This window comes from Brachybacterium sp. AOP25-B2-12 (genome assembly GCF_052378625.1).
Classification (GTDB): Bacteria; Actinomycetota; Actinomycetes; order Actinomycetales; family Dermabacteraceae; genus Brachybacterium.
In genome coordinates, this window is sequence record NZ_JBQSXW010000001.1 from 311878 (window position 1) to 324054 (window position 12177).

Annotated in this window: 13 protein-coding genes; 2 read left to right on the forward strand and 11 right to left on the reverse strand. The window is 71.0% G+C overall.

Annotation, left to right across the window (positions count from 1 at the left end; all coding sequences use genetic code 11):
- Window positions 1-71: 71 nt before the first annotated feature.
- On the reverse strand, window positions 72-1169 hold the full coding sequence (locus tag ACT3TZ_RS01445) for a hypothetical protein (RefSeq protein ID WP_444581608.1): 1098 nt from the start codon (window positions 1167-1169) through the stop codon (window positions 72-74).
- Entirely contained in the window at window positions 1166-2296 is a 1131-nt protein-coding gene (locus ACT3TZ_RS01450; RefSeq protein ID WP_444581609.1) for a hypothetical protein, read from the reverse strand. Before ACT3TZ_RS01450 ends, ACT3TZ_RS01445 begins: the two co-directional genes overlap by 4 nt.
- Before the next feature lie 177 nt (window positions 2297-2473).
- Between ACT3TZ_RS01450 and nucS the strand changes: the two genes are divergently transcribed.
- Together nucS and ACT3TZ_RS01460 are read left to right on the forward strand one after the other, a co-directional pair.
- Complete coding sequence (gene nucS, locus ACT3TZ_RS01455; protein WP_444581610.1) at window positions 2474-3181, forward strand: endonuclease NucS; 708 nt, start codon at window positions 2474-2476, stop codon at window positions 3179-3181.
- Window positions 3182-3288: 107 nt separating this feature from the next.
- Window positions 3289-4521: an N-acetylglucosamine-6-phosphate deacetylase gene (locus ACT3TZ_RS01460; RefSeq protein WP_444581611.1), complete on the forward strand. Its 1233-nt coding sequence runs from the start codon at window positions 3289-3291 to the stop codon at window positions 4519-4521.
- A 37-nt stretch (window positions 4522-4558) separates the two neighbouring features.
- Here ACT3TZ_RS01460 and ACT3TZ_RS01465 read toward each other — a convergent pair whose 3' ends face one another.
- The 9 genes from ACT3TZ_RS01465 to atpB form a co-directional block, all read right to left on the reverse strand.
- Window positions 4559-4999, reverse strand: a complete 441-nt coding sequence (locus ACT3TZ_RS01465) for a DUF2550 family protein (RefSeq protein ID WP_444581612.1) — start codon at window positions 4997-4999, stop codon at window positions 4559-4561.
- A gap of 16 nt (window positions 5000-5015) precedes the next feature.
- Complete coding sequence (locus ACT3TZ_RS01470; protein ID WP_444581613.1) at window positions 5016-5291, reverse strand: F0F1 ATP synthase subunit epsilon; 276 nt, start codon at window positions 5289-5291, stop codon at window positions 5016-5018.
- Complete coding sequence (atpD, locus tag ACT3TZ_RS01475; protein ID WP_444581614.1) at window positions 5288-6763, reverse strand: F0F1 ATP synthase subunit beta; 1476 nt, start codon at window positions 6761-6763, stop codon at window positions 5288-5290. The genes ACT3TZ_RS01470 and atpD overlap by 4 nt, the downstream gene beginning before the upstream one ends.
- Window positions 6764-6822: 59 nt before the next feature.
- Window positions 6823-7734, reverse strand: a complete 912-nt coding sequence (locus tag ACT3TZ_RS01480) for a F0F1 ATP synthase subunit gamma (RefSeq protein WP_444581615.1) — start codon at window positions 7732-7734, stop codon at window positions 6823-6825.
- A gap of 62 nt (window positions 7735-7796) precedes the next feature.
- Window positions 7797-9422, reverse strand: a complete 1626-nt coding sequence (gene atpA / locus ACT3TZ_RS01485; RefSeq protein ID WP_444581616.1) for a F0F1 ATP synthase subunit alpha — start codon at window positions 9420-9422, stop codon at window positions 7797-7799.
- A gap of 83 nt (window positions 9423-9505) precedes the next feature.
- The gene (locus tag ACT3TZ_RS01490; protein WP_444581617.1) at window positions 9506-10321 is read right to left on the reverse strand and encodes a F0F1 ATP synthase subunit delta; all 816 of its coding nucleotides are present in this window, start codon (window positions 10319-10321) and stop codon (window positions 9506-9508) included.
- A gap of 28 nt (window positions 10322-10349) precedes the next feature.
- Window positions 10350-10895, reverse strand: a complete 546-nt coding sequence (locus ACT3TZ_RS01495) for a F0F1 ATP synthase subunit B (protein ID WP_444581618.1) — start codon at window positions 10893-10895, stop codon at window positions 10350-10352.
- An 11-nt stretch (window positions 10896-10906) separates the two neighbouring features.
- Window positions 10907-11137: an ATP synthase F0 subunit C gene (gene atpE / locus ACT3TZ_RS01500; protein WP_444581619.1), complete on the reverse strand. Its 231-nt coding sequence runs from the start codon at window positions 11135-11137 to the stop codon at window positions 10907-10909.
- A 70-nt stretch (window positions 11138-11207) separates the two neighbouring features.
- A complete protein-coding gene (gene atpB, locus ACT3TZ_RS01505; protein ID WP_444581620.1) occupies window positions 11208-11996 on the reverse strand; it encodes a F0F1 ATP synthase subunit A in 789 nt (262 codons plus the stop codon).
- Window positions 11997-12177 lie beyond the last annotated feature (181 nt).

The following is a 12177-nucleotide window of genomic DNA, read 5'->3' on the forward strand; positions in this document are numbered from 1 at the left end:
TCCTCTCGGGGTGCGGGCGATGATCGGGGCGGGACTGGGGACATCCGGCCCCCGCGTGGACACGGCGGGGATCAGGTCCCACGGGCGCCCAGCAGGGAGCGGGTGACGCCGATCGGCTGAATCCGGCCGCCGGCCTCGGCGAGCGGGATGTACAGCGCGACGATCTCACCGTAGTCGCGGATGAACTCCGTGGTGAAGGTGGTCTTGCCCGCGAGGCGGACCTCGGTGAGCGGCTTGCCGTCGGCGGTGGTGTCGCCGATCGTCACGGTCGCCCCGTTGACGGTCCGCAGGACACGGCTCGAGCGGAGGGATCCCAGCACGACCGCACCGCCGTCCGCGGTGCGCAGGCCCAGGTACTCCCCGTCCTGCACGGTGTACGCCTCGTGGATGGTCGCGAGCGAGTCGACGGGGACGTTCTGGTTCAGCGACGTGCGCTCGCCCTGGATGCTGGTGTGGATCTCCGTCTGGTACGGGTCCGGGGCGATGCGGTCCTCCGGATCGGCGTCGTCGCCCCGGGAGAGCACGTCCGCGTAGAGCGCGAAGGCGTCCTTCGGGGTCATGAGCAGATCGTCGGCGTCGACCGCGACCGCCGCGGCGCCGGTGGTGTCCGCCTCGATCAGGGGCAGCTCGATGTCGGCGGCCTGACGGGCCCAGCCCCACGTCGTGTACGGCGAGCGGGCATCGGCCTGCTGCAGGCCCATGAAGTAGTGGATGCCCTGGGAGTTCTGGTCGGTCACCAGGGCGATCGCGTCCCGGGGGAAGGCGTCGGTGGTCGAGGGCAGCACCACGAGCGCCGTGGCCGAGGGCTTGTCGAGGGTCTCGGCGAACTCGGGCACGGCGGCGATGATCTCGTACGCACGGGTGCGGAACTCGGCGGCGGAGCCGATGATGCGGGGTGCCAGCTCCTGCGCGTTGCGGTCGGCATCGGCCTTGTCGAGCAGGCCGACGATGTCGGTGACGACATCCGCGAGCTGCCCGGAGTCCACCACGGGCGGCGACGCGGTGGCGCTGGGGCCGGAGGGGACCGCGGGCGGCGCCTGCTCCTCCGAGCACGCGGCGAGCAGCGCCGCCGCGGCGGCGGTTCCCCCGCCCAGCAGCAGGGTCCGGCGGCCCAGGGGCGAGCCGGCGGGGACGCGGCGGGCGTCGGAGTTCGGGTCGACGGGGCTCATCGGTGCGGGTGCTCCTCCGGGTCGTGGTCGTCGGTGGTGCGGGGCGGGCGCGGCGCCTCGTCCTCGATGCGGGCGATCGGCTCCGTGCGGTCCTCAGCGCCCGGGGCCTCCGGATCGTCGGCGACGGCAGGGATCGGCCGTGTGGCGTCGTCGGGGATCCGGGTGAGGGGCCGGGTCGCGTCGTCCGCGATCGGGGTGATCGGCCGTGTGTGGTCATCCGTGATCGGGGCGATCGGCCCCGTGGTGTCCGCGCCGACCGTCGTGCCGCCGGACACGTCGGCGGCGGGTCGCGCGTGCTCGGCGATGTCCGCGTCGGTCAGGGCCCGATGGCGACCCGTGGCGGTGGACGGCTCCGCGGGCTCGGTCGCGGCGACGGCCGCGGCGGCGCTCTCCTCGGCCGTGAGCTCACGGCGGCGACGGCCGGAGACGGGCGGTGCGACGGCCGCCTCCCGTGCCGCGGCCTCCTCCTCGAGCTCCTCGGCGGCCTGGCGGCGGCGTGCCCGCCGGCTCGAGAAGTCCAGGACGAAGAGGATCAGGCCGAGGACGGCCAGGAGCGCGCCGATCGCGGTCGCGTAGGGCACCCACGCGTTGGTCGCCTCGACGGGCCAGGTGACCGTGATGGTCTGTGCCCCCGGCTGCGTCCCGTCGGTCATGACGAGCAGCGCGCGATAGGGCTGAGCGGGGTCCGCCCCGCCGTCGAGCTCCCAGAGGTCCGCGATCGGGGTCTTCGAGGGGCTCGCCGAGGTCATGACGGTGGGCCACAGGTCCGCGCCCGTGGGCGCCGGGACGGTGGGGTCGCCGGTGGGCTGGACGTCCTCGGTGGCCAGGGTGCTCCAGTCCGGGACGCCCGTGACCCGGGTGTAGTGCGCCGTCCCGAGGTAGGCCTCGATGTCCCCGGGCGTGGCGGGCACGAGGCTCACGTCCGAGGCTCCGGTGACGGTCAGGGTGCCCTCGTGGCCGCCGACGTAGAGAACGCCGGGGTCGATCACCACGGCGGCGCCGGGGTCCTCGAGGGTCACGGTGGCCGAGCGCTCGGTCGCGGGCGCCCACACGGTCGCACCGAGGATGCCGAGTCCGATGCCACCGAGGCCGATGACGACGAGTGCGACGGCGAGAAGTCTGCGCACGGGTCCTACTCCTTCTGGACGGGAACGGACCCACCTTACTCGGGAGGTTCCTGCACGTCGCGGGGCCCGTGACCTTGTGCACCCCAGCAGGATCGGACATCTGCGACAGGCGGCGTCCCGGACCGCAGGGGCGGACGTCCCGGCGGGACGTCCGCGGGCATGACGTAGCCTGTCGGCGTGCGTCTCGTCGTTGCCCGCTGTGCCGTCGACTACACAGGTCGGCTCACCGCACACCTGCCCTTAGCTCCCCGCCTGCTGATCCTCAAGGCCGATGGGAGCGTCCTCGTCCACTCCGACGGCGGCAGCTACAAGCCGCTGAACTGGATGAGTCCTCCGTGCACCGTCCGCACGACCGAGCGCACCGCCGAGGAGGCGTCCCGGGACGCCGAGGAGCCCTGGACCGAGCAGTGGGACGTCACCCACGACAAGACGGGTGATCGTCTGCGCGTGCGGCTGCACGAGGTGCTCGAGGACTCCCAGCATCCCCTCGGCGTGGACCCGGGGCTGCGCAAGGACGGCGTCGAGGCGCACCTGCAGGAGCTCCTGGCTGCGAACATCGAGACGCTCGGCACCGGGTGGAGCCTGGTGCGCCGCGAGTACGGCACCGCGATCGGCCCGGTCGACATCCTGGCGCGGGACGCCGACGGCGCGAGCGTCGCGATCGAGATCAAGCGCCGGGGCGAGATCGACGGCGTCGAGCAGCTGACCCGCTACCTGGAGCTCCTCAACCGTGACCCGCTGCTGGCACCCGTGCGCGGCATCTTCGCGGCGCAGGCGATCAAGCCCCAGGCCAAGGTGCTCGCGGCCGATCGCGGCATCGCCTGCGTGACCCTCGACTACGACGCGCTGCGCGGGATCGACGACTCCGACTCCCGACTGTTCTGAGCGCGCGCCTCCAGCGTCCGCCGCGCCCTCGACCTGCCCGCACCATCCCGAGATCCACGACGATCCAGGCTCCGCGCCTCCGGGCGCGGGCCGACCGGAGGTCCAGCATGCACATCCCTCAGACGTCCTCCACCTCGGACCTCGTGCTCCGTGGCACCGCGGTCCTCCCCCACGGCGTCGTGCCGGCCGCCGAGGTCCATCTCCGGGGCGATCGGATCATCTGGAGCGGCGCGGCGGCGTCGGCGCCCGAGGCCCCCGGCGCGCCCGTGGTCGAGCACGACGGGCTGATCCTGCCCGGGCTCGTGGACCTCCACAACCACGGCGGCGGCGGGGTGTCCTTCCCGGACTGCGACGACCCCCAGGACGCGATGACGGCGGTCCTCGAGCACCGCCGTCACGGCACCACCTCCCTCGTCTCCTCTCTCGTCACGGCCTCCCCCGAGACGCTGCGCGCCCGCGTCCGCATGCTCGCGGAGCTGGTCCGGGCCGGGGAGATCGCGGCGCTGCACCTCGAGGGCCCGTTCATCTCCTCGGCACGACGCGGGGCCCAGAACCCCGCGCACATCATCGACGGGGACGCCTCGCTGGTCACCGAGCTGTGCGCGCTGTCGGGCGGGACCATCGCGACGATGACCGTGGCCCCGGAGACGCCGGGGGCCGATGCCGTCCTCGAGGCCCTCGCCCGCGGAGGTGCGGTGCCCTCGTTCGGGCACACCGATGCGAGCGCCGCGACGACGGAGCACGGGATCGCCCGTGCCCTCGCGGCGCTGGGCGCCTTCCCCTCCCGCTCGTCGGTGCCGACGGCGACCCATCTGTTCAACGGCATGCGACCGATCCACCACCGCGACCCCGGGCCCGCGCTGGCGTGCCTGGATGCCGCCTCCCGCGGCGAGATGGTGGTCGAGGTGATCGGGGACGGGGTCCACACAGCCGCCGAGACCGTCCGCTACGTCCTGGACATCGCCGGGCCCGGCCACGCGGTCCTGGTCACCGATGCCATGGCGGCCGCGGGCATGCCGGACGGCCGCTACCGCCTGGGGGCGCTCGACGTCACCGTCGCCGACGGCGTGGCGACCCTGACCGACGGCGGCGCGATCGCCGGGGGCACCGCACATCTCGTCGACGTGGTGCGCTTCACCGTGGAGCAGGCCGGGGTGGACCTCGCCGTGGCCGTGCACGCCGCCTCGGCGGTCCCGGCCCGCGTGCTGGGCCTGCAGGACGAGCTCGGCGCCCTCACCGCGGGGCTCCGCGCCGACGTGCTGCTGACCGATCGCTCGCTGCATCCGCTCCGCGTGCTGCGCGGGGGCCGTGACGTGGCCGAGGTGCCGCCGGAGGCCTGATCGGATCGATGTCGCGGGACTGCCCCGCGCGACCGTCTCAGTCGATGCCGCGGACGACCGACCCCGCCGGGGCCGCCTCCAGCCAGGCCAGCAGGCCCGCCGCGGAGGAGCGTCCCACCAGGAGACGCGTGCGCGCACCGTCGGTGGTGCGCAGGTCGATCAGCTCGTAGTCCTCGAGCCCGTCGACCGTGGCGGGGACCGTACGACGTTCGAGATCCACGATGTCCCGTCGCCGGACCGTGACCTCGGGACGGATCCGCAGGGAGAACGCCCGGTACCAGCGCAGGCTGTCCAGCCCGTAGCGCATGAGCCCCAGCTGCCAGGCATCGCGGCCGACGACGCCGCGGCGCCACAGGGAGCACTCGAACCCTCCGAGCCGGCGGGCCACGACGAACTGACGCGTCGTGTACAGCACCGCCAGGACGACGACGAGCGCCCCGATCACCACCAGGATGACCGGGACGCTCACGTGCTGCATGGGCTGAGGCTACTCGTCAGCGCTGGAAGGCGCCGTCGGACTCGAGGCGGTCCACCCCGATCGTGACCGTGTCCTCGTCGACGGAGCAGAAGCCGCCGTCGATGCGGAACACGTCCACCTCGCCCGAGGCGCCGATGACGCGCACGTCGCCCTCACCGAGGATCGCCAGGACCGGCTGCATCTTGGGCAGGATGCCCAGCGAGCCGTCCGCGGCGGGCACGACGACCTGGGCGGCCTGACCGTTCCACACCGTGCTCTCCGGCGTCACGAAGGTCACGTCGAGGCTGCTCACTCCCCGAGCTCCTTCTGGATGCGGTGCCAGTTCTCCAGCACCATGTCGATGCCGCCGACGTTGAAGAACGCCTGCTCGGTGATGTGGTCGAACTCGCCGTCGGCGATCCCGCGGAAGCCCTCGATGGTGTCGCGCAGCGCCACGTCCGAGCCGTCGACCCCGGTGAACTGCTTGGCCATGTGCGTGTTCTGCGAGAGGAACTGCTGGATGCGGCGCGCCCGCGACACGGTGACCTTGTCCTCCTCGGACAGCTCGTCGACGCCGAGCATCGCGATGATGTCCTGCAGCTCCTTGTTGCGCTGGAGCAGCTGCTTGACGCGCACGGCGACGTCGTAGTGCTCCTGACCCACGTACGCCGGGTCCAGGATCCGCGAGCTCGAGGCGAGCGGGTCGATGGCCGGGTAGAGGCCTCGCGAGGCGATCTCGCGGGAGAGCTCCGTGGTGGCGTCGAGGTGCGCGAACGTCGCCGCCGGCGCCGGGTCGGTGTAGTCGTCGGCGGGGACGTAGACGGCCTGCATCGAGGTGATCGAGTGCCCGCGCGTCGAGGTGATCCGCTCCTGCAGGGCGCCCATCTCGTCGGCCAGGTTGGGCTGGTAGCCCACGGCCGAGGGCATGCGGCCCAGCAGGGTCGAGACCTCCGAGCCGGCCTGGGTGAAGCGGAAGATGTTGTCGATGAACAGCAGCACGTCCTGGCCTGCCACATCGCGGAAGTACTCCGCCATCGTGAGCGCCGAGAGGGCCACGCGCAGACGCGTGCCCGGCGGCTCGTCCATCTGGCCGAAGACGAGGGCCGTCTTCTCGATGACGCCGGATTCCGTCATCTCCTCGATGAGGTCCCAGCCCTCACGGGTGCGCTCCCCGACGCCGGCGAACACGGAGACGCCGTCGTGGTTGTTGGCCACGCGGTAGATCATCTCCTGGATGAGGACCGTCTTGCCCACGCCCGCGCCGCCGAACAGGCCGATCTTGCCGCCCTGCACGTAGGGGGTGAGCAGGTCGATCGACTTGATGCCGGTCTCGAACATCTGGGTCTTGGACTCCAGCTGATCGAAGTTGGGCGCCTTGCGGTGGATCGGCCAGCGCTCGGAGACGACGAGCTGCTCGCCCTCCTCGAGGTTCAGGACGTTGCCCACGGTGTCGAAGACGTGGCCGAGGGTCTCCTGGCCGACGGGCACGGAGATGGCCTCGCCGAGGTCGGTGACGGCCTGGCCGCGGACGAGGCCGTCGGTGGGCTTGAGGGCGATCGCGCGCACCATGCCGTCGCCGAGGTGCTGGGCGACCTCGAGGTACAGGGTGAACGGGTGCTCGCCGTCGCCGGTGAGGTCGATCTCGGAGGTCAGCGCGTTGTTGATCCGCGGGATCTGGCCGGCGGGGAACTCGATGTCCACGACGGCGCCGGTGACGCGGGCGACGCGACCGGTGCCCGCACCGGACTGGGCGGTCTCCGGGTTCTCGGTGGCGATGGTGCTCATGGGTGCTCTCTCTTCACGGTTCGTGGGGGGCGCGGACGACGGCCGACCTCCCGGGGATGTCAGCGGTCGTGGCGTCCCGACCCTGCCAGGGCGTCGGACCCGCCGACGATCTCCGTGATCTCCTGGGTGATCTCGGCCTGACGGGCGGAGTTGGCGAGGCGGGTGAACTTGGTGATCTGGGTGTCGGCGTTGTCGGTGGCCGTCTTCATGGCCCGCTGACGCGCCGCGTGCTCCGAGGCGATCGACTGCAGGAGCGTGTTGATGATCCGCGACTCGACGTACCGCGGGATGAGGTCCGCGAGCACCGTCTCGGCGTCGGGGATGAACTCGTACAGCGGGAACGTCCCCTGGACCGTCTCGTCGCCGCTGACCATGGCCAGCGGGACCAGCCGCGAGACGCGGGTGTTCTGCTGGAAGCGGTTGTGGAACCGGGTGCCGACGACGTACAGCTCGTCGAGGTGCACGGCGTCATCCTCGGACAGGAGCTTCTCGTTGAGCGTGTCCGCGATGTCGCGGCCGAGCTCGGGGATCTCCTGCTCCTTGTACGGCGTCCAGGACTGCGCCGGGGGCCGGTTGCGGAACCGGTAGTACGAGTCGCCCTTGCGGCCGACCACGTACATCTCGACCGTCTTGCCCTCGTCGCGCAGGCTGTTCGCGAGCTGCTCGCCCTCGCGGATCGCGTTGGACGAGTACGAGCCCGCCATTCCGCGGTCGCCGGTGATGAGCAGGACGCCCACCCGACCGGTGCGGGTGCGGTCCTGGGCCAGGAACGGGTGCTCGGCATCGTGGCTGTGCGTCGCGACGGCTCCGATGGCCTGCGTGATCGCGTCGGCGTAGGGCGTCGTGGCCGTCACCCGGGCATGTGCCTTGGCGATGCGCGCGGCGGCGATCATCTCCTGGGCCTTGAAGATCTTCTGCATGCCCTTGGCGGAGCGGATCCGCTTCTTGTACTCCCTCTGCTGAGCTCCCATGTCTCTCCCTCGTCGTCGGCGGTGGTGATCGGCGGCGGCCCGAGCGGGCCGCCGCGTGGCGATCAGCTGCGGACGATGTTCTCCTGCTCGATGCGCCCGTCCTCGAGGCGGCGGCCCTCGTCGTTCACGGCGCCTTCTGCGCCCTTGCCGGCGAGGTAGTCGCGCTTGACGTCCGCGAGGATCCGCGAGAGCTCCTCCTCGGTCGCGGACTCGAACTTGCCGGTCTCCCGGATCGCCGAGAGCACGTCGCCGTTGTGGCGCAGGTGCTCGAGCAGCACGTCCTGGAAGTCGCGGACGTCCTCGACCTCGATGTCGTCGAACTTGCCCTTGGTGCCGCCCCAGATCACGACGACCTGCTCCTCGACGGGCATGGGGTGGCCGTTGCGCTGACGCAGCAGCTCCATCAGGCGGGCGCCGCGGTTGAGCTGCTGACGCGAGGCCGCGTCGAGGTCCGAGGCGAACATCGCGAAGGACTCCAGGTCGCGGTACTGGGCCAGGGAGATCTTCAGCGTGCCCGAGACCGACTTCATGGCCTTGATCTGGGCGCTGCCGCCGACGCGGGAGACCGAGACGCCCACGTCGACCGCGGGTCGCTGGTCGGCGTTGAAGAGGTCGGACTGCAGGAAGCACTGGCCGTCGGTGATCGAGATGACGTTGGTGGGGATGAACGCACCGATGTCGTTGGCCTTGGTCTCGATGATCGGCAGACCCGTCATCGAGCCGCCGCCCATCTCGTCCGAGAGCTTGGCGCAGCGCTCGAGCAGGCGGGAGTGCAGGTAGAAGACGTCGCCGGGGTAGGCCTCACGGCCCGGCGGGCGACGCAGCAGCAGGGACACGGCGCGGTAGGCCTCGGCCTGCTTGGAGAGGTCGTCGAAGACGATGAGGACGTGCTTGCCCTCGTACATCCAGTGCTGGCCGATGGCCGAGCCCGCGTAGGGGGCGATGTACTTGAAGCCGGCCGGGTCCGAGGCGGGGGCCGCGACGATGGTCGTGTAGTCCAGGGCGCCGCCGGCCTCGAGCGCTCCGCGCACCGAGGCGATGGTCGAGCCCTTCTGGCCGATCGCGACGTAGATGCAGCGGACCTGCTTCGTCGGATCGCCGGAATCCCAGTTGGCCTTCTGGTTCAGGATCGTGTCCAGGGCGATGGTGGTCTTGCCGGTCTGGCGGTCGCCGATGATGAGCTGGCGCTGTCCGCGGCCGATCGGGATCATCGCGTCGATGGCCTTGAGGCCCGTCTGCAGGGGCTCCTTGACGCTCTTGCGCTGCATGACGGTGGGGGCCTGGAGCTCGAGGGCGCGACGGCCGGTGGCCTCGATCTCGCCGAGGCCGTCGATGGGCGCGCCGGTGGGGTCGACCACGCGACCCAGGAACGCGTCACCCACGGGCACGGAGAGGACCTCTCCGGTGCGGCGGACCTCCTGGCCCTCCTCGATCCCGGAGAAGTCGCCGAGCACGACGCAGCCGACCTCGCGGAGGTCGAGGTTCAGGGCCAGGCCCAGGGTCCCGTCCTCGAAGCGCACGAGCTCGTTGGCCATGATGTCGGGGAGTCCCTCGACGCGGGCGATGCCGTCAGCGGCCTCGCTGACGCGGCCGACCTCCTCGCGGTCGGGGGCGCCGGTCTGGTAGGTGGACACCGCCGTGTCCAGGGCGTGCCGGATCTCGTCCGGGGAAATGGTGAGCTCGGCCATCGCGGTGCTTCGCTTCCTATCGAGGTGCCGGGGGGATCCCCGGGGTGGGTGGTCAGGTGGTGCGGGAGGTCCGACGCGGGGCGTCAGGAGGCGACGCGCTCGCGGGCCTTGGCCAGGCGCGCGAGGACGGTCGCATCGAAGAGGTCGTCGCCGACCTGGATGCGCAGACCGCCCACGACGTCCGGGGTGATCTCGCTGTTGATCTGCACGGCGCGGCCGTAGATCCGGGTCAGGACGGCGCTGAGGCGCTCCGTCTGGGCCGGGCTCAGGGGCCGGGCCGTCGAGACGACGGCCAGCAGGCGCCGGCGCCGCTCGGAGGCGAACTCGGCGAGGTCCAGCACCCGACGCGCGGGTCGGACGTCCTCGGAGCGGGTGACGGCCTGGCGCGCCAGGCGCAGGGTGACAGGGTCGACCTTCCCGACGAGCAGCCGATTGATGATCGCGGCGCGCTCGAGAGGACGCTCACGGGCGTCGTCGAGGACCGTGGACAGCGCGGGGGTGGTCTCGATGAGCCGGGAGAGCTGGAACAGCTCCTCCTCGACGCGTTCGAGATGCCCCTCGTTCTCCGCCCGCGTCAGCAGGGCCACGAAGCCCAGCCGCTCGAGGGCATCGATGATGTCGACCTGCTGGGACCAGCGGTGCGCGACGACGTCGAGCACGATGGCGAGCACCGGTGCGCTGACGCGGGAGCCGAACAGCTCCTGGGCCGCGGCGCGCTTGACATCGGCGGGCCGGCCGCCGTCGGACAGCAGACGGATCAGCTGGTTGCTGTCGTCGATGGCGCGCGCGACGGAGAACAGCTCATCGGCCGTCTGCTCGAGCGGCACGGCCGAGCCGCGGAAGGACGTCTCCGCGTCGCGGACGACCTCGTGCAGTGAGGCCGCAGAGGTTCCTCGCATCAGTGCTCCTCCTCGAGGGGCGTTCGGGTCAACGGGACGTGGACGGGGCCGACTCGAGGTCGGCCAGGAAGCGGTCGATCACACGGTTGGAGCGCTCGTCATCCGTGAGCGACTCCCCCACGATCTTCGAGGCGAGGTCGCTCGCGAGCGTGCCGACCTCGCTGCGCAGCTGCGTGGACGCGGCGAGGCGCTCGGCCCTGAGGTGCTGGCGACCGGCGGCGAGGATGCGCTCGGACTCGGCATCGGCTCGGGCCTTGGCCTCCTCGACGATCCGTGCGCCGTCCTGGCGCGCCTTCTCCCGGATCCCTGCGGCCTCCTGGCGGGCGGCGGCGAGCTCCTGCTCGTTGTCCGAGCGCAGACGCTCGGCCTCCTCCTGCACCTCCTGCGCCTTCTGCAGGCCGCCCTCGATCTTCGCGGAGCGCTCGTCCAGCACGGCGTTGAGCCGCGGGAGCACGAAGCGCATGAAGACGACGGCGAAGATGACGAGGAAGATCAGGGACCAGACGATCTCCGGAACCGCCGGGATAAGCAGCTTGTATCCCGGGACCGTCGCTTCTCCTTCGGCGAGAATCATGGAGGGATGCCTCAGCCGAAGATGAGACCGGTGACGATGGCCAGCAGCGCCAGGATCTCGGTGAAGGCGATGCCGATGAACATGGTGGTCTGCAGCTGGCTGCGCAGCTCGGGCTGGCGGGCCATGGACTCCGCGGTCTTGCCCACGATGATGCCGATGCCGATGCCGGGGCCGATCGCGGCGAGGCCGTAGCCGATCGACGCGACGTTGCCGTTGAGGTCGGCGAGGAGGGTGGCGTCCAAGGGGTTTCCTTTCGTTGTGCCGGTCTGTGACCGGCAGGTCAGGGGTCCTGCACAGAGGTGGTACGGAGGGTCAGTGCTCGTCCGCGGTGGCCATCTGGATGTAGACGGCGGAGAGCATCGTGAAGATGAAGGCCTGGAGGGCGGCGACGAAGATCTCGAAGCCGTAGATCCCGATGGCCAACGCGCCGGCGAAGGGCGACACGGCGATCAGCCAGGTCCCCGAGAGCAGCAGCGCCTGGAAGAGGCCGATGAAGACGACCATCATGATGTGGCCCGCGACCATGTTGGCCAGGAGTCGGATGGTCAGGGAGCCCCAGCGGATCAGCACGACCTGCAGGAACTCGATCGGGACCAGCAGCAGGTAGATGGGCTTGGGGACACCGGGGGGCATCGTCTCGTGCTTGAGGTATCCCGCGAAGCCGTGCTTCCTGATGCCGAAGAAGACGTAGGTGACGAACGTCCACAGCGCCAGCAGCAGCGGCAGGCCGATCACGGAGGTGCCGGCGAGGTTCATGCCCGGGATCACGCCGCCGAGGTTCATCGCGAGGATCAGGAAGAACATCGTGATGAGCATGGGGGCGTACTTGCGGCCCTCGCGCAGGCCCAGCGTGTTCTTGATGATCGAGTTGTTGACGAACTCGATGAGGAGCTCGGCGATGCTCTGGATGCGACCGGGCACCAGCTTGGACCGGGAGGCGATCACGCACATGACGATCAGCACGACCGCGAGGATGATCAGACGCACCAGCTGGACGCGGTTGAACTCGAACGGCGTTCCGGCGAAGAGGATCGGAGGCGGGAAGAACTCCGAGAGGCTCGGGATGTGGAAATCGAGGCCGCCCTCGGCGAGGACGGGCACGGGATCGGCGGTGTTCAGGTCGAGCTCCCCTGGTCTGTCGGTCCGCCGTGGATCGAGGCGGTGAGGCCGGTTGGGTCATGGCAGTTCCGTGAGGGATCCTGCCGTGGTGCACGGGCCGCTCGATCGGCCACGCGCCGCTCACCCCGTCCGGGATCCGGCGCGGGGCGCCAGGGGGGAGAGG